This is a genomic window from Lentzea rhizosphaerae (assembly GCF_042649515.1).
GTDB classification, from domain to species: Bacteria; Actinomycetota; Actinomycetes; order Mycobacteriales; family Pseudonocardiaceae; genus Lentzea; species Lentzea aerocolonigenes.
The window spans coordinates 40,434-64,243 of record NZ_JBHRZI010000001.1 but is presented as its reverse complement, the minus strand read 5'-3'; the positions used below and the strand labels follow the sequence as shown (position 1 = coordinate 64,243).

Below are 23,810 nucleotides of genomic sequence, written 5' to 3'. Positions count from 1 at the left end.
TTTGCCCATGTCCGCCGACGCGCCGCAGGCCACCGCTCGCCCGAGCAACCGCAGCACGTCCGCGACCATCCCGCCGTTCATCATCCGGTACCTCATCGCGGTCACCGACGACCTCGGCGTCGACCTGCGCCCGGCGCTCGCGCACGTGGGGCTGGACGAGACGCTGTTGACGTCCGCGGACCTGCGGGTCTCCTACCGCCAGGGCAGCGAGGTCATCCGGCGGGCCCTGAAGCTCACCGGGATCGACCACCTCGGGCTGGAGGTCGGCGCCCGGCAGCACCCGGCCGCGTGGGGCCTCATCGGGTTCGCGCTGATGGCCGCCGACACCCTGGGCACCGCCGTCGAGACGGGTGTGCGGTTCCAGAACCTCTCCGGTGCGATGGTGGTGTGGTCGGCGGGGCAGGCCGACGACGGCTTCACGCTGTGGGCGGACCTGCCGGATCCGGCGGTGGATCCCGGTGTCGGCACGTTCCTGGTCCAGGAGGCGTTCGCGAGCGTCACCACCGTCACCCGGTTCACCCTGGGCGACTTCCGGCCGCGACGGGTGGACTTCGCCTTCCCCGCCCCGCCGGACACCGCGCCGTTCGCCGACCTGTTCCGCTGCCCGGTCCGCTTCTCCGCACCTCGCAACGGTTTCGTCTTCCCCGCCGGGTCCGTGCGCACCGAGATGCCCTCCCGCGACCCGGTCACGTACGCCTCCACGCTCGCGGTGCTCGAGAGCCAGGTGGCGTCCCGGCGCTCCCGCCAGGACCTGCTGGAGGTGCTGGAGATCTCGGTCGCGCAGAGCCTTCCGTCCGTGCCGACCTTCGCCGAGCAGGCGCGCAGGCAGGCGACGGGTGAACGGACGTTGCGCCGCCGTCTCGCCGAGTGCGGCACCACCTACGAGGCGCTCGTCGACGGCGTGCGGCGGGAGCGGGTCGAACAGCTGCTGCGGCAGCCCGAGCTGACGCTGACCGACATCACGCGCCGGACCGGGTTCTCCGACGTTCGCGCCCTGCGGCGGGCGATCCGCCGCTGGCACGACATGACCCCGTTGCAGCTGCGCGGCACGGTGCTCGACCAGGACGACTGATCAGCGCGTGCGCAGCCACGTCGTCTTCTCCCTGGTCCACTGGTCGAACGCGGTCGTGGACTTCTCCGCGCCACCGAACCCCGACTGCTTCCAGCCGCCGAACGGCGTGGTGATGTCGCCTTCGCTGTAGGAGTTGACCGAGACGACGCCCGCGTGGATGCCGCGGGCCAGCCGCCAGGCGAGGTCGATGTCCCGCGTCCACACCGACGCGGCGAGCCCGTAGTCGGTGTCGTTGGCGAGCCGGACCGCCTCCTCCGCGGTGGCGAAGGTCTGGACGGTGACAACGGGCCCGAACAGCTCGTCGGTGAGGACGGCAGACCCGGCGGGGACGTCGGTGACCACGGTCGGCGGGTAGTACGCGCCACCGGGGTGCAGGCCGTCCGGCAGGTCCGCGGCGTGCACGCGGGCACCGGCCGCCGCGGCCTCGTCCACCGCCTTCGCCACCCGGTCCCTGGCGGTGTGGCTGATCAGCGGACCGATCCGGGTCGCGGGGTCGGCCGGGTCACCGACGACCAGTGCGCCGACGGCCGTGACGAACCGGTCCACCACCTCGTCGGCGATGTCGCGGTGCACCAGCACGCGGGAGCCCGCCGTGCAGTTCTGGCCGGCGGTGAGGAACGCGGCGTCGACCATGTTGTCGACGAGGTCGCCGAACCCGAGCGCGTCCGCCATCAGCACCTGCGGGCTCTTGCCTCCCATCTCCAGCGACACGCGCTTGAAGTTCGTCAGCGCGGCCGTGGCGAGCACGAGACGTCCGGTGGCGGTCGAGCCGGTGAACGACAGCGCTCCCACCACCGGATCACGGGCGAGTGCGGCGCCCGTGACGTCACCGGAGCCCGGCAGCACCGTCAGCACGCCGTCCGGCAGACCGGCCTCCCGCGCGAGACCCGCGAGGTGCAGCGCCGACCTCGGTGTCTGCTCCGCGGGCTTGAGCAGCAGGCAGTTCCCGGCGGCGAGCGCGGGGCCGATCTTCCACGCGGCCATGGCGAGCGGGTAGTTCCACGGCAGGATCGCGGCGACCACTCCGACGGGCTCGCGGGTGACCACGCCCAGGTGGCCGGGGCCGGTGGGCGCGACGCGGCCGAAGACCTTGTCCGCCGCCTCGGCGAACCAGCGCACCGACTCGATCGCTGCGGGCACGTCACCGGTGCGGCACTCGGTGATCGGCTTGCCCGCGTCCTCGCAGTCGAGCCGCGCGAGGACCTCGGCGTCGGCCTCCATCAGGTCCGCGAGGCGCAGCAGCACGGCCGCCCGTTCGCGCGGTGACCGCCGCGACCAGCTCTCGTGCGCCCGCGCGGCCCGTTCGGCTGCCGCCACGACCTCGGCCTCGGTGGTGACGGGCAGGGTGGTGATCAGCTTCCCCGTCGCGGGGTTGCGGACTTCGAGGCTCACACCGCCTCCTCGTAGCGGAACGCGGCGGGCACGGGAGGCCTGCCCTCGGTCGGCCAGCCCATCTCCCTCGCCAGCTTCGTCACGTGCTTCAGGTACGCACCGCTGTCGACGTATCCGGTGTGCCGCGGCGAGTCGACGAACTTCAGGCCACCGCTGAGGTCGGGCCGGTCCTCGCGGATCATCCGCGCGAACCGCTCGGATCCACTTCGGACGTACGACGCGATGAGCTGCGCCTGGAGGTCGAAGAGCTGGTAGGCGCCCGAGTTCGTCTCGATGAACCCGACACCGCACAACCCGCGGTGCTCGCGGGAGAACACCGACAGGTACAGGTCCGGGTGCTGCTCGTCGCCGAAGTACCGTTGCGCCACCGGAACCGCGTGGCGGTAGCCGGTGGCGAGCAGGATCAGGTCGAACTCGTCCCAGGTGCCGTCGGTGAAGACCACCGTTGTGCCATCGGTGTGCGCGATGCCGGGCTTGGCCGTGATGTCGCCGTGCCGCAGGTGGTGGATCAGCATCGAGTTGACGACCGGGTGCGTCTCGAACAGCCGGTGGTCGGGTGCGGGCAGGCCGAGCCGCGCGGGGTCGCCGTCGAACATCCTCAGCAGCGCGCCGAAGACCTTCTGCTCCAGCCACTTCGGCAGGTGTGGTCCGGTGTCGGACAACGTGTCGACAGGGCGGCCGAACAGGTGCTTGGGGATGAACCAGTAGCCGCGGCGCATGCTGATCACGGCGTGGTCGGCGGTGCGTGCGGCGTCGCAGGCGATGTCGCAGCCGGAGTTGCCCGCGCCGACGACGAGCACCCGCTTGCCGCGCAGCTCGGCCGCGTCGCGGTAGCCCATCGTGTGCCGGACCTCGCCGGTGAAGTGTCCCGGCAGCTCGGGGATGTTGGGGTGCCACTGGGAACCGGTGCACACCACCACCTGCGCGTGCACGGTGCTGCTGCCGTCGGCCCTGGTGACGGTCCAGGTGCCGTCGGGGTTCTTCTCGACGTCGCGGATCTCGACGCCGAACTCGATGCGCTCGGTCAGCCCGTACGCGGCGGCGAACGACCTGAGGTAGCTCAGGACCTGCCGGTGTGACGGGTAGTCGGGGAAGTGATCGGGCATCGGCCACCCGCCGAACGCCGACCTGGTCTTGCTGGAGATGAAGTGGGCGGAGGAGTACATCGGGCTGCCGGGGTTGTCGATGTCCCAGATGCCGCCGACCGCCGTGTGCCGTTCGACGTGCGTGTACGGGAGACCCCTGTCGGCCAGCGCCCTGGCCACAGCGAGCCCGGCGGGCCCTGCTCCGATCACGCACGTGTCAAGTTCGTTGTCGTCCACGAGCCCGCCCTTTCTCTTTCAGCTCAACGTAGTGACGCGGCGTTCAGCTGGAACTGACCGCATCGGCCACAACAGGGACCGCAGCGGCCGCCGTCGTCATCCGCAGCAGCGGCACCGAGGCGATCACCACGCCCACCGCGAACACCGCGCCCAGCACCGCGGCTCCCGCGTTGTCCAGCAACAGCCCCACCAGCAACGGGAGTCAGCGTTCGGGCACGAGCTCCCAGCTGCCGCCGTTGCGGCGGGCCAGTCCGCGGCGCTCCAGGTCCTCGAGGTAGCGGACCACTCCGCGGTCACCGCGCTTGCGGAAGAAGGGAAGGATCTTCGGCAGCAGGTTGGGCACGAGCATCGCCAGTCGTGCGCTGAACGACTCGCTCGGGCGGGCGTAGGCCTCCAGCCGCGGCTTGTCGAGCATGCTGACGACGGCCGCCACCACGTCGGACGGCTGCTGCGGCGGCTCCAGGAACTGCATGGAGTTACCGCCCTCGACGGCCTCCTGCCGCAGCATCGGCGTGTCGGTGGCCGACGGCAGCACCGATCCCGCCAGGATGCCCTTCTCCCGCAGGTCGAGGCCGATCGACAGCATCGCGCCGCGCAGCCCGAACTTGGACGCGCAGTACACCGGCGTCTCGCCCTGCGGGAAGATGCCGGCGAGCGACACGGTGCTGATCACCCGCGGGTCGCGCGACTTCCACAGCAACGGGATGGCGAGCCGCGTGGTCACCAACGGCGAGGTCGTGTTGAGCGTGATCTCCCGCTCGATGCTGGCGATGTCGCGCTCGTCGAACCGTTCGGTGCTGGTCATGCCGACGTTGTTGACGAGCACGTCCAGCCGGCCGTACTCCTCGCCGATCCGCTCGAACAGCTGCTCGATCTGCGCCCAGTCCATCAGGTCGCAGCCGACGCCGAAGTGGCCGCCGCCCGGCAGTTCCTCCGCGACCTTCTTGGCGCGGACCTCGTCGATGTCGACGACGACGCACTGTGCGCCACCGGACGCGAACCGCCGGCACATCGCGCTGCCGATGCCGCCGGCGCCTCCCGTGACGGCGATGACCTTGTCCCGGAAGTCGTAGCTCATGGCGGTGACCACCTCTTCGTGACTCGTTCAACTCGTTGTCACGAAGCTATTGGCGCGCGGCCGCGCTGGAACTGGCCGACGAGGCCACAGAGGGAACCACAGCGGCCAAACGCGGAACCGCCGAAAACCGTTCGCGGTCTTCGGCGGTTCCTGTCTCGAATGGAACGGATCAGGCGGTCGTGCCGGTGACCGCGCTCCCCGACTTCGTCACGTGGTAGGAGACCTTGGTGCCGCTCCAGTAGTGGAACGTGAGCGTCACTCGCTGGTTGTCCTTGACGTTGGTGAAGAACTCCGCCTTCAGCTCGGTCTTGCGGTCGGTGTAGTTCGGCGCGAACGCCTTGTCGAACTCCTTGAACGACGTCCAGTCGTGCGGACCGGCGAAGGTGCCGTCGTCGTACTTGGCCTCCATCGTGGCGAGCTGGTCGCCGCGGAAGTCCATCGGGATCTCGAACTTCTCCGTCGTCCCCGTCGCGTTGCCCAGCACGGGCGTGTCGTAGGTGATGACGTAGAACCGCCACGGCACGCCCTGGGAGAAGCGGGCCGTCAGCACGGCGTTGACACCGTAGGTCCGCGAGCCGCTCAGCTTCGTCAGCGCCGACGCGGTCAGGGTGAGCCGGTCGCCGTCGAGCGTGTAGTCGCGGCCCCTGGACAGGGCGATGTTCCCGTTGTACAGCCCCGAGAACTTCGCCCCGTTGAGGTTGAGCGTGACGGTCCTGGCGGTGATGGCGCTCGGCTTCGCGGTGAACACCTGGTCGGTCGAGGCGGTGGCGGACCGGGTCGTCCAGCTCGACTTGATGTGAGCGAAGAGCTCCGGATCCTTCCACTGGAACATCGTGCGGTCGAAGTGCTGACCGTTGTCCCACAACATGGTGGTGATCTTCTTGGTGCGGGCGTAGTAGCCGACGTACTCGAAGAACTTCAGCTTCTCGCCCTGCTCGACGGTCCCGGTGTGCCGGTCGAACCCGAGCAGCCCGAACTCGCCGAGGATCACCGGAATGCCCTTGGCGATGAAGCTGTTGTGGACGCGGTCGAACGAGTCGGTGTCGAACTGCTGGGCGGTGGCGTCGTAGCGGATGCCGCCCGCGACGTTCGCGCTGAACGGCCAGTAGCCGTAGGAGTGCACGGTCGCGATCAGGTTCGGGTCGTTCAACCCGCGGATCTGCTCCACCAGCGGGTCGACGTACTGCTGCTCGGTCGAGGTGTGCAGGGTCGGCAGGACCAGCAGACGGGTGGCGTTGTTCCCGCCCGACTTGCGCACGATGTCGTGGAACGCGGCGTTCAGCTCGGCGTTGAGCGCGATCTCCTGGGGCTTGCCCGTGCTCCCGGCGAACTGCGGCTCGTTCCAGCTCTCGAACATCAGCTTGGGCCCGTACTCGGTGAAGGCGGGCGTCAGCTGCTTCCAGAGGCTGTTGAACTGGGCGAGCACGCGGTCGTGCTCGGCAGGCATCTTCACCATCCACTGCCACGAGTCGTGGTGCACGTTGATCATCACGTACAGGTCGCGTGCCAACGCCCAGCGCACGACCTCCTCGACGCGGGCGAGGTAGTCGGCCTCGATCGTGTAGTCCGGTGCGGGGCCCTGGTGCTGGCCCCACGTCACCGGGATGCGGATGCTCTTGAAGCCCTGCGCCTTCACGTTGTCCAGCAACGCTTCCGTGACACGCGGGTTGCCCCACGACGTCTCGTCGGGGCCGGTGGCGTCGAGCGTGTTGCCGAGGTTCCAGCCCGGCTGCATGGCCGCCGTGTGCTCCATCGCGGTGAGGCTCGGACCGCCGTGGACGCACGTGACACCGTTGAGCGAGAACGACAACGGCGCCGTGTTGGCGTGACCCCAGGTGCCGTTGAGACCGAAGTTCACCGTCGCGTTCGTCGCGATCTTGGCGTTGTGGCCGGAGTTCTTGGCCGTGACGGCGTCATCGGACTCGCTGACCTGGGCGTTCCAACCGTGACCGAGCTGCTGGCCGGTCGGCCATTCCCACTTCAGCTCCCAGCCGTCGAGCGCGGGGCCGAGGTTGGCCACGGCGATGTCGGCGGTGAACCCTCCCTGCCACTGGCCCTTGACCGTGTACGTGACGCGGCACCCCGCCTCCGGTGCCGCGGCCGACGCCGGGGCGACGGCCGTGGCCAGGACCGTGCACCCGGCCACCACAACACCGAGAACTGTCCGTGCTTTGCGGAACATGAACCCTCGCAATCAGCTGAGCGGCTGGTAGTCGAACCAGTCGAAGTGGACGGTGCCCGCGGCGGCGTACATGCCGATGACGCGGCCGGTGAAGCCTCCGGAGACCTCGGTCGAGAGGTACTTGCCGTCGAGCGTGGCGAGCGAGGTGACCGTGCCGTCGGCTTCCTCCACGCCGAACGTGAGGGTGTCGGGGCCGGAACGCGCCTCCCACATCGTCGTCCTCTCGTCCACCTGCACGACGAGGACCACCGGCCCGTCAGGTGTCGGGCGGGACGCGACCACGGTGCGCAGCGGGCCGATGCGGGCGAGGACCCGGACCTCTCCGGACGCCACCTCGATCTCGTAGTGGTGGTCCTCGTCCAGCCGGACCGCGAGACCGCCGCTGCCCTCCGCCGGGTCGACCAACGTGCGGGCGCGGCACGACAGGTGCTGCTGGCGCCGGCCGACGAAGATCACAGCTGGATCGTCCACAGAGGACCCCCGGGCGTGCAGGGTCAGCCATCCGGAGCGTTCCTTGGTGGTGCAGTGCTCCTCGGAGCGGTCGCGCAACGACACCCAGCACGGCCGCAGCTCACCGGCGTCGAAGTCGTCCAGGTCCGCCACGGCGCCGGGGTCGCCGGACGTCAGCTCCCCCACGACCGGCCAGCCGTCGGACCAGGTCACCGGCGCCAGAAACGTCTCACGGCCGAGCACGTGCCATCCCGGCGTGCCCCCGCCGGGCCGCACGGCGAGCAGCACCATCCACCACGACCCGTCCGGTGCCTGCACGAGATCGGCGTGGCCGGTGTTCTGCACGGGCTCATCTGTGCTGCGGTGCGAGAGGATCGGGTTGGCGGGACACGGTTCGAACGGGCCGTTCGGGGACGGGCCGCGCGCGATCGAGACGGCGTGGCCGCGCTCCGTGCCGCCCTCGGCGATCATCAGGTACCAGTGCTCGCCGATCCGGTACAGGTGCGGTGCCTCCGGGGCCTTGGCCTTCGGGGTTCCGGACCAGAGCCGTTGCGGTGTCCCGAAGGTCTCGCCGGTCGCCGGGTCGATCCGGTACTGCTGCACCCCGGCGACCGTGCACCAGCAGTTCCCCTCGTCGTCCCACGCGAGATCCGGGTCGATGCCGCCGACGTCCGGCAGCAGCACGGGGTCCGACCACGGTCCCGCCGGGTCGGTGGTGGTGAAGACCATGTTGCCGCCGCCGTGGCTCACGCTCGTGACGATCAGCCAGAACCGGCCGTCGTGGTGGCGCAGCGTCGGCGCGTAGATCCCGGCCGACGCGGGGGTTTCCGCGGTCAGCCGCAGCTGGCTCGGCCGGTCCAGCGCGTTGCCGATCTGCGTCCAGTGCACCAGGTCGCGGCTGTGGAAGACCGGGATGCCGGGGAAGTACTCGAAGCTGGAGCAGACCAGGTAGTAGTCCTCCCCCACCCGGCACACACTGGGGTCGGGAAACATCCCCGGGATCACTGGCTGGGTCACCCGTCAACTCCTCTGGTCGTGAGCCGGTACAGCACTGCGGACGGTGCGGTGGGCAGAGTCAGCGTCAGCTCCGCGGTGTCCTGGCGCCACCACGCGACCGCCGACGAGGCAGACGGGTAGAGCCGTTCCACCACGACGTCCACATGGGACAGATGCGGCAGCTTCAGGACCGTGGTGTCCTCACCGCCACGACGCCAGACGGTCAGGTACGTCGTGGACGGCGTGGACGCGGTGAGAGCGAGCCACGGGTCGTCCCAGCCGGGAAGTCCCAGCGGCCAGGCGGGAACGGCCTGCGGCAGGTCGGCGCGGACGGCCTTGTAGACGGCCAGCGCCTCGTGCACGAGCGCACGCGCCTCCGGTTGCAGATCGGCGATCCTGCCGGAGAGGTGGATCCTGCCGAGCAGCGCGTTCGTCATGGTGAACGCGACCTCGTCGAGCGAGTGCTCCGGCAGCGGATAGGACCAGACGGCGGCCTGCTCCGGGGTGATCGCCGTCGGCGCGGCGGCCGCGATCGACGCGTACCGCTCCAGGTGCTGCTGGTCGCTGGTGGACTGCAGCTGCGTGCGCGACAGCAGCGCGTGGTCGATGCGCATGCCGCCGGACGCGCAGTTCTCCAGCACCAGGTTCGGATGGCGGTCCAGCACGCCGTCGAGCCAGTCGAGGTGGGCGCGGTTGTGGCCGAGTAACCCGTCCGCGGGGCTCTCGCCCGCCCGGGAACTGGTGCCGGAGCCGGGATTGATGTTGTGGTCGAGCTTCAGGTACCCGACACCCCAGCCGGCCAGCCGGTCCACCACCTCGTCCAGGTGGGCGCGGGCGGCGGGGTGGCGCAGGTCGAGGTGGTGGCGGCCGACGTCGGTGACCCGCACGCCGTCACGGCGGAAGAACGCCTCGTCGGGCAGGCTCTGCGCGAGCGGGCTGTCGACGCCGATGACCTCGGGTTCCAGCCACAGCCCCGGAACCATGCCGCGTTCCTGGATCCGCGTCAGCACCTCCCCGAGCCCGCCGGGGAAGCGGCTGCGCGACGCTTGCCACGCACCGACCGTGCCCCACCAGCTCTCGCCCTGCTCGGCGTACCAGCCGGCGTCGATGACGAAGTACTCCGCACCGGCGTCGGCCGCGGCGTCGATCAACGGCAGCAGTTGGGCCGTGGTCGGGTCGCCCATCAGGCAGTTCATGTAGTCGTTGAAGATGACGGGCAGGCCGGTGTGGTCGGGGTGGGGCCTGCGGCTCGCGCGGCGGTAGCGGGTCAGCGCGGCGAACGCGTCGTCCGGCCCGCCGTCGGCGCTGAACGCCAGCGAGACGGGCACGGTGCGGAACTCCTCACCCGGTGCCAGCACGCGGTTCCAGCCGTGGTGCAGCTCCACCGGCCCGGACAGCGCCACGTAGCCGGTGCCGTCGAGCTCACCGCACTCCCAGGACCAGCCACCGCCGTTGTGCTCGATCTGCCAGACCCACGTCCGGCCCGTCTCGCGGTCGGTGAGACCGCCCATGGGCAAATGGCCGTTGCTGGACCACACTCCCCGTCCGGCCACGGTGAACGCGCTCTTGTGCCGGTAGTCGGCCAGCCGTCCGTCCCGGTCCGGTGAACTGAGGCGCAACGGTTCGCGCCGCCACCGGCCTTCGGCGTTCCAGTCGTTCTCCGCCCACAGCACGTCGGCGCTGTCCGGCGGGCCTGCCGTGAGACCACCCAGCACCAGCGAGGTGACCGACTCCAGCCGCAGCGGAGCACTCCCCTCGTTGCGCACGGCGACCTCGGCGCGGACCGCGGGAACACCCTGCGGCGAACGGTAGGTCACCTCCACCGCCAGGCCACTCACCTCGTCGTGCAGGTCGAGGACGAGCACCTCCCAGTCCTTTTCGGACGGTGCGCGGTGGCCGCGGTACCGCAGCCGTCCGCCGATCACCGTGTCGACGAGGCGGTTGCTCGACCAGTGACAGCCGTGGTCCGTGGTCGTCACCTCCACCAGCGGCAGCGAGGTGCCCCTGCGGCGCACGCCGTCCTCGGTGACGTCGAACTCCCACTCCAGGGCTTCGTGGCCCCAGCGGATCGTGATCATCGCGATCGCCTCTCCCGCAGCACGGCGCAGCCGCCGGGCGGCAGTGTCGCCACCGGTTGCCCGGTGAGCAGGTCGTGGGTTCTCGCGAGCAGCGGCACGGTGTCGGGGCGGTGGTTGAGCACGACGTGCCAGCGGTCGCCGTTCGCGGCCTGCCGGGTGACGGCCTCGACGCCGGGAGGCAGGCCGGGCAGGACCGGGGTGACCCCGGCGTCGTCGAGCAGCTCGGCGACGAGCGCGCCGTAGTCCGTGCCGTCGAGCCGGGTGGACAGGTACCAGGCCGTGCCCTTGCCGCACCGGTTCTTGGTGATCGCAGGGGATCCCGCGAGCATCCCGTGGGTGTAGGTGGCGACGACCTCCGCGCCCTCCGGCCACAGCGACTCGCTCCACACCGTGCCGTGCGCACCGTCGGAGAGCGTGATCCGCTCGTCCTGCCGCAACGGCCGGTACTCCACGACCCGGATGCCGAGCGCTTCCCGCAGAGGCGCGACCGGATAACCACCGAGCCGTGCCTGCGCGCGGTCGTCGACGACGCCGCTGAAGTGCTGGACGAGCAGCGTGCCCCCACCCTCGACGTACCGGCGGAGGTTCTCCGCGCCGGCATCGGACAGCAGGTACAACGCCGGCGCCAGCACGAGCCGGTAGCGGCCCAGATCCGCTTCCGGGTGGGCGAAGTCGGCGACCAGCCCGGCGTCCCACAACGCGCGGTGGGCGGCACTGAGCGAGGAGTGGTAGTCCAGGTCGGACGACGGCAGGCCGTCCGAGTTCAGCGCCCACCACGCGTCGGAGTCGTGCAGCACGGCCACGTCCGCGGTGACGGTCGACCCGGCGAGCTCGGCGAGGGCGGCGACGGCGGCACCGGTCTCCTTCACCTCGGCGAAGACGCGGCTGTCCGGTCCGGCGTGCGGCACCATCGCCGAGTGCCACTGCTCGGCACCGGCCTTCGACTGGCGCCACTGGAAGAACAACGCCCCCTCCGACCCGCGCGCGATGTGGCTCAGGGAGTGCCGCAGGATCTCGCCGGGGTCCTTGGCCAGCGTCCGGCCGCGGTCGTAGACGGTGCTCGTGCCCTGTTCCATCAGCAGCCACGGCCGCCCGCCCGCGAACGACCGGGCGCGGTCGGCGGTGAAGGCGGCCTCCGCGGCCGCGTCCAGGCCGGGCGCGGACGGGTAGAAGTCGATGGAGACCAGGTCGACCTCGCGGCTCAGCGCCCACAGGTCGATGTTCTGATAGCCGGGCAGCATCATGTTGGTCGTCACCGGCCGGTCGCTGTGCGCGCGGATCGCGTCCCGCTGCTCCGAGTAGGCGGCGACCACCTCGTCGGAGAAGAACCGGCTGAAGTCCAGCAGGAGTCCGGGATTGCGGTGCCACTGGGTGGCGCGCGGCGGCAGGACCTGCTCCCAGCTGCCGTAGCGCTGGCTCCAGAACGCGGTCCCCCACGTCTCGTTGAGCACGTCCAGCGAGCCGTACTTCGCGCGCAACCACACGCGGAACGCGGCGGCGGTGTGGTCGCACCAGCACAACGTCACGTACTCGTTGTGCACGTGCCACAGGGCCACGGCCGGGTGGTCGCCGTAGCGTTCGGCGAGCGCGGAGGCGATGCGGCGGGCCGCGGCGCGGTAGGCGGGAGCGCTGATGCAGTACGTGTCGCGGCTGCCGTGCACCAGCCTGGTGCCGTCCCGCGTGACCGGCATGGCGTCCGGGTGCGCCAGCGTGAACCACGGCGGCGGCGAGGCGGTCGGGGTGGCGAGGTCGACCGCGACTCCGTTGGCGTGCAGGCGATCCAGGTGCGCGTCGAGCCACTCGAAGTCGTAGCGGCCTTCCTCGGGCTCGAGCAGTGCCCAGGAGAACACTCCGACCGTGGCCAGGTTGACCCTGGCCTCGCGCATCAGCTGGTCGTCCTCCTTCCAGACCCGCTCGTCCCACTGCTCGGGGTTGTAGTCGCCGCCGAACGCGAGGCCGCCCAGCCGGTCGGTGATCACGCCTCCTCCCGCACGGGCAGGTTCGCACCGTCGCGCAGGAACAACGGGATGCGGTCGATCGGTGCGGCGACGGTGACGGTCTGCCCGCCCTCGTGCTCCTCGCCGCTCCACACGTCGGTCCACCGGGCACCGGCGGGCAGGCAGACCTCGCGCTCGCGGACACCCGCCTCGGTGATCGGCGCGACGAGCAGGTCGGGTCCGAGCAGGAACGCGTCCTCGACCTCCCACGCCGCCGGGTCGTCCGGGAACTCCAGGAACACCGGCCGCATCGGCGGCACACCGGTCTCCGAGGCCGTGCGCATCTGCCGCATCACGTACGGGCGCAGGCGTTCCCGCAGTCGCAGGTGCGCGGCGAGGATCTCGTAGGTCTCCTCGCCGTAGGACCAGACCTCGTTGGCCAGACCGGTCATCGCGGGCTCCAGCACCTGCTCGTCGCCGCGGAAGCCGTGCAGGCGGAACAGCGGGCAGAACGTGCCGTACTGGAACCAGCGGACGAGAACCTCGCGGTAGGCGGGGTCGTCGGGGTCGCCGCCGTGGAAGCCGCCGATGTCCGTGGTCCACCAGGGAATGCCGGACATCATCACGTTCAGGCCGGCCTTGATCTGGGTGCGCAGCGAGGCGAAGTCGGTGGCGATGTCCCCGGACCACAGCGCGGCGCCGTACCGTTGCGCGCCCGCCCACGACGACCGGTTGAGCGAGATGATCTCGGTCTCGCCGGCCGCTTTCAGTCCGTCGTGGACGGTCCGGGCGTTCTCGCGCGGATACATGTTGCCCACTTCCAGCCCAGGGCCGGCGTGGTAGCGCAGGTTGTACTGGTGGCCGGGTTTGAGCTCGGGTTCACCGGCGTCCAGCCAGAACACCTTGACGCCGAGCTCGTGGTAGCCGCGCCGGATGCGTTCCCAGACGAACTCGCGGGCCTCCGGGTTGGTGGCGTCGTAGAACGCGACCTGGGCGGAGTACGCGCCGAGTCCCTTGTCCGGCCAGTCCGCGTGCGCCATCGGCCCGAACTCCGTGCCGATGAAGAAACCCTGGTCCAGCATGGGGTGGTAGTTCTCGCTGGCCGGGCTCACCGACGGCCAGACCGAGACCATCAGCTTGACGCCCATCTCGTCGAGCTCGCGGACCATCCCCGCCGGGTCGGGCCACTCGGCGGGGTCGAACTTCCACTCGCCGAGGTGCGTCCAGTGGAAGAAGTCGCAGACGATCACGGACAACGGCAGCCCGCGCCGCTGGTACTCGCGGGCGACCTCCATCAGCTCGTCCTGGGTGCGGTAACGGAGCTTGCACTGCCAGAAACCCGAGGCCCACTCGGGAAGTTCGGGTGAGTGACCGGTCGCGTCGGCGTAGCGGCTCAGCACGTCGGCCGGCTGTCCGGCGGTGATCCAGTAGTCGATCTGCCGGGCGCTGTCGGACACCCAGCGGGTGCCGGTCTCGGCCAGCTCGACGCGGCCGATGGCGGGCGAGTTCCACAGCAGGCCGTAGCCGCGGTCGGAGACCAGCAACGGGATGGTGACCTCGGCGTTGCGCTGCACCAGGTCGATGACCGCGCCCTTCTGGTCCAGCAGACCGTGGGTGTGCTGGCCGAGGCCGTAGAACCGTTCTCCCCGGTAGGCCTGGAAGCGCTGCTCCAGCCGGTGGTAGCCGTTGCCCGTCGCGGTGGCGAGCCGCGGGCCCGGCCACCAGAAGTGCGCGGACTGCTCGGCGAGCAGCTCGGTGCCGTCCTCGGTCCGCAGGAACGTGAGCCGTCCGGCGGACGCGCCGAGCTCCGGGGTGAGCTTTCCCTCGGTGTCGGCGTCGATCCTGACGGTGATCCTGCCGTTGACGAGGGTCGCGTGGTGCTCGGCGATCTTGATCTCCGCGTCACCACCGCCGGGCGGAGTGTCCAGCAACGCTCCCGGCAGGTCCTCGGCCAGCGGCCCGCCGGGGGTCGCCCTGACCCGGACGGCGTCGGGGCCCCACGCCTCGACGCGCAGGGTCTCGCCCTTGGCGCGCCATTCGAGGGCGGTGCCGAGGTCTCGGAAGTGTGGGGGCATGCGGGGGCTCCTCGCGTTCGTGGGGAGTGCGGAGAAGGTCAGGACTGGTGCGGCGCGGGCCCCGTGCTGTCCCGGACGGTCAGCACGGGCGTGAGCAGGACCCGGTCGTCAGCCGGCCGGTCGCCGGCGTTGATCGCGGTGATCCTGCGCATGATCTGCTCGACGGCGAGCCGGCCGAGCTCCTGCGCGGAACCGGTGACCGCGGTGAGCCTCGGCGCGAACTGCTCGGCGAGCTGGTCCTGGCACAACGCGATGACCGAGACGTCCTCGGGCACGGTCCGCCCGCTGGTGCGCAGCAGGGTCAGCAGCGGCCCGATCGCGCCTTCGTTCTGCACCACGAAACCGGTGGTGCCGGGACGGTCGGCGAGGATGCGGGCGAGCGTTCCCGCGGTGCTCTCGTAGGTGCCCTCGCACGACCGGTGCAGGAACCGCAGGCCGCGCTGTTCGGCGCGGCCGCGGAACCCGGTGAGCGTGCGCTCGGCGTAGCCCGCGTGGCGGTGGTAGACCCCGGAGCCGTAGCCGATGAACGCGACCTCGCGGTGGCCGAGGTCGGCCAGGTGGTCGGCGCACAACGCCCCGGCCGTGGCGAAGTCGTGGTCCACACAGGACAGTCCGCGCGCGTCGTCGGCCAGACCGATCAACGCCGCCTGCGTGCCGAGGGAGCGCAGCACCGGGATGCGCTCGTCGTCCAGCTCGACGTCCATCATGATCAGGCCGTCGGCCAGGCCGCTGCCCGCGATCCGGCGCACCCCGTCCGGGCCCTCGTCGTTCGTGATCAGCAGGACGTCGTAGCCGTGCTGACGCGCCGCCATCGTCACCGAGATGGCGATCTCCATCATCACCGGGACGTAGACGTCGGTGCGCAGCGGCACCATCAGCGCGACTATGTGCGATCGCCGCGCGGCCAGGGCGCGGGCACCGGCGTTGGGGTGGTATCCGAGCTCGCGCACGGAACTCTGCACCCGCTGCCGGGTCTCCTCGGAGATCGCGCGCTTGCCGCTCAGCACGTAGCTCACCGTGCTGGACGACACGCCCGCGTGCCTGGCCACGTCGGCAATGGTCACCATGAAAGATCAGCCCTTGATAGCACCGGTCAGGACGCCCGTGCGGAAGTGCTTCTGCACGAACGGGTAAACGACGAGCAGCGGAACCAGCGTCAGCACCACGACCGCCATCTGCAGCGACAGCGGCGCGGTCTGGGAGAACTGGGAACCGAACCCGGAGTTGACCGAGCCCGGCATTCCGTTGCCGCGGTTGACGTAGGTCAGCAACACGTACTGCAACGGCCACTTCTCGCTGTCCGTCGGCATGTACAACATGACGTTGAAGAACGAGTTCCAGTAGCCGACGCCGTAGAACAGCGCCATCACCGCGGTGACGGCACGGGAGGTCGGCAGCACGATGGACCACAGGATCCGCCAGTCCCCCGCGCCGTCGATCCGTGCCGCCTCGATCAAGTCCAGCGACGTGCTCGAGTAGAACGCGCGCAGGATCAGGATGTTGAACACGGACACCGCGCTCGGCAGGATCAGCGCCCACCACTGCCCGTAGCCACCGAGCCCGGTGACGACCAGGAACGTGGGGATCAGGCCGCCGTTGACGAACATGGTGACGATCAGCAGCATCAGGATGAAGCGGTGCCCGAGCGACCGCGACCTGGACAGGCCGTAGGCACACATGACGGAGACCGCCATCGAGACGAGCGTGCCGACCGCGGTGATGCCGAGACTCACCAGCAGCGCGCTGCGCACCGTCGAGTCCGCGAGCATCACCTTGTAGGCCTCGAGCGTCAGGCCGTCCGGCCAGATGACGAGGCCGCCCGCCCGGTTGACCGCGGCCTGGGTGGACAGGCTGGTCACCACGATGATCCACAGCGGCACCAGCATGACCAGCAGCACGCCGCCGAGGGTGATGCCCTTGGCGGCCTCGCCGGCCAGCGTCGGTGGTTCCTCCCAGGCCGGGCGCTCGGTCCGTCGCCTGCGACGAACCTCTTGGGGCGCAGAGGTCTCCGGGCCCGTTTCGGTGCGTTCGATCGCGAGTGTCATTTCAAGTCCTCCGACGAAACGCCGTCCTTCAGCGTGGAGCCGCACTTCTGCGGGGCAGAGCAGGACAGTCGATTGAGGATCAGGACGACGCGGCGCCGACGACCCACCTGGGCAGGCTCACACAACGGCTCGGTATTCTGTGAACTGTGAATGGACAGGTGAAGCGAGCGTTCAAGTTCCGCTTCTACCCGACCGAGGCACAGGCAGCTGAGCTGTTGCGCACGTTCGGATGTGTCCGCAAGGTCTACAACCTGGCATTGCAGGCTCGTACGGAAGCGTGGACGCTGCGCGGGGAACGGGTGGGCTACGCGACCACATCGGCGCTGCTGACCGGGTGGAAACGCACCGCGGAGTTCGCGTTCCTGGCCGAGGTGTCGGCCGTGCCACTGCAGCAGGCGTTGCGGCACCTGCAGACGGCATTCGGCAACTTCTTCGCCAAGCGTGCGCGGTATCCGCGGTTCAAGTCGCGTAAGAAGTCGCGCGCCAGCGCCGAGTACACGCGGTCGGCGTTCCGGTGGCGTGACGGTGCGCTGACACTGGCGAAGATGGCCGAGCCGCTGGACATCCGCTGGTCCCGGCCGTTGCCAGAGGGCGCGGTGCCGTCGACCGCAACCGTGTCGCGGGACGCGGCCGGGCGCTGGTTCGTGTCCCTGCTGTGCGAGGACCTCGGCGTGAAACCGCTGCCCACCACCGACGCGACAGTGGGCATCGATGTCGGTCTCGATCACCTGCTCGTGCTCTCGACCGGGGAGAAGATCGACAATCCCCGGCACGAACGGCGTGATCGACTCGTGCTGGCCAGGGCTCAGCGGACCTTGTGCCGCAAGCAGAAGGGAAGCAGCAACCGGGCCAAGGCCCGCGTCAACCTCGCTCGTGTGCACGCTCGGATCGCCGACCGGCGCACCGACCACCTGCACAAGATCACTACTCGGCTCGTGCGTGAAAACCAAGCGCTCGTGATCGAGGACCTGGCAGTGTCCAACATGGTCCGGAACCGCCGGCTCGCGCGAGCGATCGACGATGCGGGCTGGCGGGAGTTTCGGCAACTGTTGGAATACAAGGCGAACTGGTACGGGCGCGACGTGATCGTGGTCGATCGCTGGTTCCCGTCGTCCAAGCTGTGCTCGGTCTGCGGCGCGCTCACGGCGGCGATGCCGCTGCACGTACGTACGTGGACCTGTGGCTGCGGCGCGATCCATGATCGGGACGTGAACGCGGCACGCAACATTATGGCCGCCGGGCTGGCGGTGCCAGTCTGTGGAGCCGGTGTAAGACCTCAACGGAACCCTCCGGGCGGGCAGTCGGCGACGAAGCAGAAAACCCCGCGGCGCGAGCCGCAGGACTCCTCTCGTTCGCGAGCGGACGAAGTCAATTCCGGTACAACCCGTCTTCACCGAAGGCGTGCGCCAGCTTGTTCGCACCCCAGATGAGCAACAACGAGATGACGCTCTTGAACAGGCCCGCCGCCGCGCCGTAGCTGTAGTCGCCGGTGGCGATGCCGTAGTAGAACGAGAAGGTGTCCAGGACCTCGGCCGTGTCGTGACCGACGGCGTTGCGCTGGATGAGGAACTGCTCGAACCCGACGGTCAGCGCGTTGCCCAGGCGCAGCACGAGCATCAGCACGATGACCGAGCGCAGGCCGGGCAATGTGATGTGCCACAGCCGCCGCCACCGACCGGCCCCGTCCGCGGCGGCCGCCTCGTAGAGGTCGGTGTTGATCGCGGCGAGCGCCGCCAGGAACACGATGATCCCCCACCCGGCCTCCTTCCAGATCACCTGGGAGGTGACCAGGAGCGCGAAGGTGTCCGGGTTGGTCATGACGTCCCAGGTGCCGATGTCGTTGCTGCGCAGGAAGTGGTTCACCGCGCCGGCACCGCCGAGCATCTGCTGGAAGATCGTGATCGCCAGCACCCACGAGAAGAAGTGCGGCAGGTACACGACCGACTGGATGAAGTTGCGGATCCGTTCGGACAACACCGAGTTGAGCAGCAGCGCCAGCGCGATCGGGACCGGGAAGAACAGGATCAGCTGCACGAAGCTCAGGTAGAGCGTGTTCGTCAGCGCGCCCCAGAACAGCGAGTCGCTCATCAGCCGCTCGAACTGGTACAGGCCCGCCCAGGTGCTCTGCCAGACCCCGGCCAGCGGGTCGTACTCCTGGAACGCGGTGGCGAGCCCGAACAAGGGCACGTAGTTGAAGACCACGAGCAGGACGACGGCGGGCAGCGTCATCAGGATGAGCGACCGGTCGCGCTGCAACCTGATCCGCCAGCTCAGCCTCGCCGGTCGTCCCTCGCGATCCGATCGGAGCGTGGTCACTGTCCCGTGCCGAACTTCTGCAGGACGTTGTCGTTCGTCCACTGGATCAGCCGGTCACCACCGCCGCTGCTCTTCCAGTTCGCGACGGCGTCCTTCAGCTCCTGCACCGTCTTCTTGCCGTGGATGACGTCCTTGAGGGTGTCCTCGACACCCTGCCCGGCATCCGCCGTGGCCTGCGCCTGCGGCATGCTGATGTTCATGCCCCAGAAGACCGGCTTGGCGAGTGCCTTCACGTTGGCGGCCTGCCAGGCGGTGAGGTCCTTCGTGACGATGTCACCGGTGGGGTTGTTGACGACGGAGGGCGGCGCGGCCAGGAACGGGTAGGTCTTCGCCTGGACCTCCTTCATGCCCGCCTCGGTCGGTGCCGGCACACCGTCCTTCATCGTGAAGTGAGTGCCTTCGACGCCGAAGTTGACCATCGTGTACTCGGCCGACCCGAACGGCGCGGCCAGGTAGTTCGCGACCGCGAGGCACTCCTCGATCTGCTCCGGCTTCAGGTTGGCGTTGAGGTAGCTGATGATGTCGGTGGACTGCCCCATGTCGACGCGAGGCGCGCTCTTGCCGTCGGCGGAGAAGAAGTTGAACGCACCACGGCGGTAGTTCGGGTTCGCGGCCTGGCCCGACTGGAGGTCGGCGAGGTTCCAGGCACCCTGGCCACCGCCGCCGATCAACGTCTTGCCGCCGAAGAACCGGGTGTTGCCGCCGGCGTTGTCACCTGCCAGTGCGTCGGGGTGCACATACCCGGCGACCGCGAGCTTGCGGTTCCAGTCGGCCGCGTCCAGGAACTCCTGCGTCTCGTACAGGTGGATGAGCTTTCCGTTGTCCACCTTCCACTTCAGCGGTGCGCCGAAGGCGGTGTAGATGTACCGGTACACGTCGTCGAACGCCCAGACACCGCTCTTGGCGTCGGTCAGCTCCTTGCCGAGGTTCATCAGGTCGTCGGCGGACTTCACCTGGTCGGAGGTGATGCCCTTGGCCTCGAGGACGTCACGGCGGTAGAAGACGACGCCGGCGACCTTGAACCCGGTCGAGAACGACGGGATGCCGTACAGCTTGTCGCCCCAGGCACCGGCCCTCCACGCGGCGGTGGGGATGGCCGCGAGGTTGGGGTACTTCTTGATGTTGTCGCCGGACAGGTACGGCGTGAGGTCGGCGAGTTGGCTGCCGGCCAGGCCGCCTGTGTTGAAGTTGGCGTTCCACCAGCCGGGCAGGTTGATCCAGTCGGGGAGCTTCTTCGCCGCGGTCATCGTCGGGATGATCGTGTTGTAGTTGTTGCCGTCGGCGGGCTTCATCTCGAGCTGGACACCCAGCGCCTTGTTCATGGCCTGGTAGAAGCTGTTGTCGGCGGGTGGGATGGTGCCCCACAGGGGCGTGACCGCCGAGTACTTCCCGCCCTTGCCCGGCACGCCGGACACGGTCGCGACCGGGTTGGACGGGTAGCTGAGGAAGCCGGGGTCCGTCATGACGTCGGGACCGCCCGCCACGGAGGGGATGTCCGGCTTGATCGACGTGTTCGGCACGTAGGCCGGCAGCACGGCTTTCAGACCTGACTCGGAGTTCACGCCGGCCCGTGACGGGCCACCCCCGCCACAGGCCGACAGCAGCGGCCCCATCGCGACCAGACCCGCGGCCGAGATCGTGGCGCTCAGAAAGTTCCTGCGGTTCAACTCCATGCCCATGGCGGGACCGATCCTTCGTCGTCGAAGTGTCGAAGCGCTTAAACAGATGTCGGGCAGGTTAGTGATGCAGCTCGCATGAAACAAGACCGTTGACAGCAGAAACCCAAGCGTGCCACCGTCGAAACGCTTCACCGCTAGCTCCGACCTGAGGGGTTACCAAGTGGTTTCCGAGTCCGTGTCCGCCGCCGAGAGGCTGCCGTTCCGCGACCCCGCGCTGTCGACGCGCAAGCGCATCGACGATCTGCTCGAGCGGCTGACGCTCGACGAGCGGATCGCGATGCTGCACCAGTACTCACCGGCCGTGCCGCGACTGGGCGTCGCCGCGTTCCGCACGGGCAGCGAGGCGCTGCACGGCGTCGCGTGGCTCGGTGTCGCCACCGTGTTCCCGCAGGCGGTCGGACTGGGCGCGACCTGGGACGAGGACCTCGTGCACCGCGTCGCCGAGGCCACGTCGGTCGAGCTCAGGGCATTCCACTACCACCGCCCGACGGCCATCGGCACGGGCCGGAACAGCCTGCAGGCGTGGGCGCCGGTGCTGAACCTGCTGCGCGACCCGAGGTGGGGCCGCAACGAGGAGGGCTACTCCGAGGACCCGCTGCACACCGCGCGCCTCGGCATCGCGTTCTGCCGCGGGATGACGGGCGACCACCACCGGTTCCTGCGCACCGCGACCGTGCTCAAGCACTACCTGGCCTACAACAACGAGGACGACCGCTGCGTCACGTCCTCGGGTGTGCGTCCGCGCGTGCTGCAGGAGTACGACCTCGCGGCCTTCCGCCCGGTGATCGCCTCCGGTGCCGCGACCGGCGCCATGGCCGCGTACAACCTGGTCAACGGCCGTCCGTGCCACGTCACCCCGCTCATCGAGACGGAGCTGCGGCGCTGGGCGGAGCCGACCGGGCACGAGCTGTTCGTGGTCAGCGACGCCGAGGCACCGTCCAACCTGGTCGATCCCGAGCACTACTTCGACGACCACGCGGAGTCGCACGCCGCCGCGTTGAAGGCCGGCATCGACAGCTTCACCGACCACGGTGAGGACAGCGCCACCCCGATCGGCAGGCTGCGCGAGGCGCTCGAGCGCGGCCTGATCGACTCCGCTGACGTGGATCGCGCGGTGCGGCGGCAGCTGGAGATCCGCTTCCGCCTCGGCGAGTTCGATCCCGACCTCGACCCCTACGCCTCGATCGGCCCCGAGGTCATCGACTCCCCCGAACACCGCGCCCTCGCGCTGGAGGCCGCGACCGAGTCGATCGTGCTGCTGCGCAACGACGGCCTCCTGCCGCTTCAAGGCGCCCCGCGGATCGCCGTGATCGGTCCGCTCGCGGACACGTTGTGCGAGGACTGGTACAGCGGCACGCTGCCGTACCAGGTGACGGTCGCGGGCGGGCTCCAGGCGGTGCTCGGCGACCGCGGCGGCGAGGTGGTCGTGGCCGACGGCGCGGACCGGGTGGCGCTGCGCTCGCGCACGAGCGGCGAACTGCTCGGCAAGACCGCGTTCGACGTCGTCGACTGGGGCGACGGCGTGCTGACGTTCAAGTCGGTGGAGAACGGCCGCTACCTGAGCCTCAAGCGCGAGGACGGCTCACTCGCCGCCGACCAGGAGCAGATCAAGAGCTGGGACGTCTGCGAGACGTTCCGCCTGGTGCCGGTGGACGACTCCGTGTTGTTCCAGAACGTGTTCACGGGCCGGTACGCCGTCGTGGATCCCGTCGACGGAAGGGTCAGCCTCACCGCGGAGACGCCGGAAGCCGCCGAACGGTGGGAGCACGAGCTCCTGCGCGACGGCACCGCCGAGGCGCTCGCGGCCGCCGTGTCCGCCGACGTGGCGGTGGTCGTCCTCGGCAACCACCCGCTCATCCACGGCCGCGAGACCGAGGACCGCAGGAGCATCGCGCTGCCCGCCTCCCAGGACTCGCTGCTGCGCGCGGTCGCGGGCGTCCGCGAGGACACCGCGCTGGTCGTGATGAGCAGCTACCCCTACGCCCTGGACTGGGCCGACGAGCACCTGCCCGCCGTGGTGTGGACGTCCCACGGCGGGCAGGAGACAGGCCGGGCGCTGGCGGCCGTCCTGCTGGGCGAGGCCGAACCGTCCGGACGGTTGCCGCAGACGTGGTACCGCGGCGACGACGAGCTGCCGCACCCCCTCGACTACGACATCATCAAGGCGGGCTGGACCTACCAGTACCACCGGGCCGCGCCGCTGTACCCGTTCGGCCACGGCCTCTCCTACACGTCGTTCGCCCACCGCGACCTGATCCTGTCGTCGGACACGATCACTCAGAACAGCTCCGTCGACGTCTCGGTGACGGTGACCAACACCGGTTCGCGGCCCGGCAGCGAGGTCGTCCAGCTCTACGTCCGTGCCCTCGACGCCCGCTACGAGGCCCCGCGGCTGCGGCTGGCGGACTTCCGCAAGGTCAGGCTCGACGCGGGTGAGAGCCGAGTGCTGACGTTCCGGCTGGCCGCCGACCAGCTGGCCCACTGGGACGTCGCGACCAGCGCTTTCACCGTCGACCCCGGCGCCCACGAGGTGCTGGTGGCCCGTTCCGCGGACGACGTGGTGCTCACGGCACCGCTGACCGCGGTGGGCCCGCCTCCCGTTCCTCGCGCGGCCGTCGACCACCGAGTGCTCGCTGCCGATTTCGATGACTACTCAGGTGCGACCTTGGTCGACGCGACCCTGACTTCGGGCGACGCCGTCACCGCGGCGGGTTCTGCGCCGGCGACGCTGTGGTTCCGGTCCGTCGACCTGTCCGGCGCCGTCCGGGTCGAGGCGGAAGTGGCCTGGGACAACGGCGATCCGGGCGAACGGCTGGAGTTCTGGACAGGCGACGAGCTGCTGGCATCGCTCCCGGTGCCGGTGACCGGCGGCCGCTACACGTGGGCGACCGCGTCGGCCTCCCTCGCGACGGCGGTGGACGGGGTGCACGACCTGAAGGTGGTGCTGCACGGCACGTTCCGGCTGGAGGCTTTCCGGTTCTCCGCAGCCGGGTGAGACCGGTGGCCCGCCGAACCGGCGGTGGCGGGCCACCACCTTTCCCCTCTGCCAGGGTCGCTGGGCAGAGGCGGGGTGGCTCCGTCCCTGGAGGGCCCACCCCTTCTGCCTGGGCCACCGGGCAGAGCCGGGGTGGCCCGTCCCTGGCGGGAGGCGGGCCACCCTCAGGCGTCTGCAAGTACCACCAACCTGG

The 23,810-nt window shown here is 69.8% G+C and carries 16 protein-coding genes; 3 read left to right on the top strand and 13 right to left on the bottom strand.

All coding sequences use genetic code 11. The features are described 5' to 3' along the window. Nucleotides 1-7 precede the first annotated feature (7 nt). Nucleotides 8-1,072, top strand: coding sequence for an AraC family transcriptional regulator (locus ACFOWZ_RS00240; RefSeq protein ID WP_382366943.1), 1,065 nt, complete (start codon nt 8-10; stop codon nt 1,070-1,072). Here ACFOWZ_RS00240 and ACFOWZ_RS00235 read toward each other — a convergent pair whose 3' ends face one another. From ACFOWZ_RS00235 to ACFOWZ_RS00185, 11 genes are all read right to left on the bottom strand, one after another. Beyond that, entirely contained in the window at nt 1,073-2,464 is a 1,392-nt protein-coding gene (locus ACFOWZ_RS00235) for an aldehyde dehydrogenase family protein (RefSeq protein ID WP_382366941.1), read from the bottom strand. After that, nucleotides 2,461-3,786 (bottom strand): flavin-containing monooxygenase, encoded by a 1,326-nt coding sequence (locus tag ACFOWZ_RS00230; protein ID WP_382366939.1) that lies wholly within the window; start codon nt 3,784-3,786, stop codon nt 2,461-2,463. The genes ACFOWZ_RS00235 and ACFOWZ_RS00230 overlap by 4 nt, the downstream gene beginning before the upstream one ends. 43 nt (nt 3,787-3,829) lie before the next feature. Continuing rightward, on the bottom strand, nt 3,830-3,982 hold the full coding sequence (locus tag ACFOWZ_RS00225) for a hypothetical protein (RefSeq protein WP_382366937.1): 153 nt from the start codon (nt 3,980-3,982) through the stop codon (nt 3,830-3,832). A gap of 6 nt (nt 3,983-3,988) precedes the next feature. Then, nucleotides 3,989-4,864 carry an SDR family NAD(P)-dependent oxidoreductase gene (locus tag ACFOWZ_RS00220; RefSeq protein WP_382366935.1) on the bottom strand — a complete coding sequence of 292 codons (876 nt, stop codon included), beginning with the start codon at nt 4,862-4,864 and terminating at the stop codon, nt 3,989-3,991. A 169-nt stretch (nt 4,865-5,033) separates the two neighbouring features. Next, complete coding sequence (locus ACFOWZ_RS00215) at nt 5,034-7,046, bottom strand: cellulase family glycosylhydrolase (RefSeq protein WP_382366933.1); 2,013 nt, start codon at nt 7,044-7,046, stop codon at nt 5,034-5,036. Nucleotides 7,047-7,058: 12 nt separating this feature from the next. After that, the gene (locus ACFOWZ_RS00210; RefSeq protein ID WP_382366931.1) at nt 7,059-8,513 is read right to left on the bottom strand and encodes a glycoside hydrolase family 43 protein; all 1,455 of its coding nucleotides are present in this window, start codon (nt 8,511-8,513) and stop codon (nt 7,059-7,061) included. Further along, on the bottom strand, nt 8,510-10,570 hold the full coding sequence (locus ACFOWZ_RS00205; RefSeq protein WP_382366929.1) for an alpha-galactosidase: 2,061 nt from the start codon (nt 10,568-10,570) through the stop codon (nt 8,510-8,512). The genes ACFOWZ_RS00210 and ACFOWZ_RS00205 overlap by 4 nt, the downstream gene beginning before the upstream one ends. Continuing rightward, nucleotides 10,567-12,549, bottom strand: coding sequence for a beta-galactosidase (locus tag ACFOWZ_RS00200; RefSeq protein ID WP_382366927.1), 1,983 nt, complete (start codon nt 12,547-12,549; stop codon nt 10,567-10,569). Before ACFOWZ_RS00200 ends, ACFOWZ_RS00205 begins: the two co-directional genes overlap by 4 nt. After that, nucleotides 12,546-14,582 (bottom strand): glycoside hydrolase family 31 protein, encoded by a 2,037-nt coding sequence (locus ACFOWZ_RS00195; RefSeq protein WP_382366925.1) that lies wholly within the window; start codon nt 14,580-14,582, stop codon nt 12,546-12,548. The genes ACFOWZ_RS00200 and ACFOWZ_RS00195 overlap by 4 nt, the downstream gene beginning before the upstream one ends. Nucleotides 14,583-14,620: 38 nt before the next feature. Next, nucleotides 14,621-15,649: a LacI family DNA-binding transcriptional regulator gene (locus ACFOWZ_RS00190; protein ID WP_382366924.1), complete on the bottom strand. Its 1,029-nt coding sequence runs from the start codon at nt 15,647-15,649 to the stop codon at nt 14,621-14,623. Between the two features lie 6 nt (nt 15,650-15,655). Beyond that, nucleotides 15,656-16,627, bottom strand: a complete 972-nt coding sequence (locus tag ACFOWZ_RS00185; RefSeq protein WP_382366923.1) for a carbohydrate ABC transporter permease — start codon at nt 16,625-16,627, stop codon at nt 15,656-15,658. A 146-nt stretch (nt 16,628-16,773) separates the two neighbouring features. Here ACFOWZ_RS00185 and ACFOWZ_RS00180 point away from each other — a divergent pair, with 146 nt between their 5' ends. After that, nucleotides 16,774-18,057: an RNA-guided endonuclease InsQ/TnpB family protein gene (locus ACFOWZ_RS00180; RefSeq protein ID WP_382366922.1), complete on the top strand. Its 1,284-nt coding sequence runs from the start codon at nt 16,774-16,776 to the stop codon at nt 18,055-18,057. Here the strand turns inward: ACFOWZ_RS00180 and ACFOWZ_RS00175 are convergent. Beyond that, a complete protein-coding gene (locus ACFOWZ_RS00175) occupies nt 17,996-18,943 on the bottom strand; it encodes an ABC transporter permease (RefSeq protein ID WP_382366920.1) in 948 nt (315 codons plus the stop codon). The genes ACFOWZ_RS00180 and ACFOWZ_RS00175 overlap by 62 nt on opposite strands. After that, a complete protein-coding gene (locus tag ACFOWZ_RS00170) occupies nt 18,940-20,622 on the bottom strand; it encodes a hypothetical protein (RefSeq protein WP_382366918.1) in 1,683 nt (560 codons plus the stop codon). Before ACFOWZ_RS00170 ends, ACFOWZ_RS00175 begins: the two co-directional genes overlap by 4 nt. A gap of 160 nt (nt 20,623-20,782) precedes the next feature. Between ACFOWZ_RS00170 and ACFOWZ_RS00165 the strand changes: the two genes are divergently transcribed. Further along, the gene (locus ACFOWZ_RS00165) at nt 20,783-23,617 is read left to right on the top strand and encodes a glycoside hydrolase family 3 C-terminal domain-containing protein (RefSeq protein ID WP_382366916.1); all 2,835 of its coding nucleotides are present in this window, start codon (nt 20,783-20,785) and stop codon (nt 23,615-23,617) included. Nucleotides 23,618-23,810: the final 193 nt, after the last annotated feature.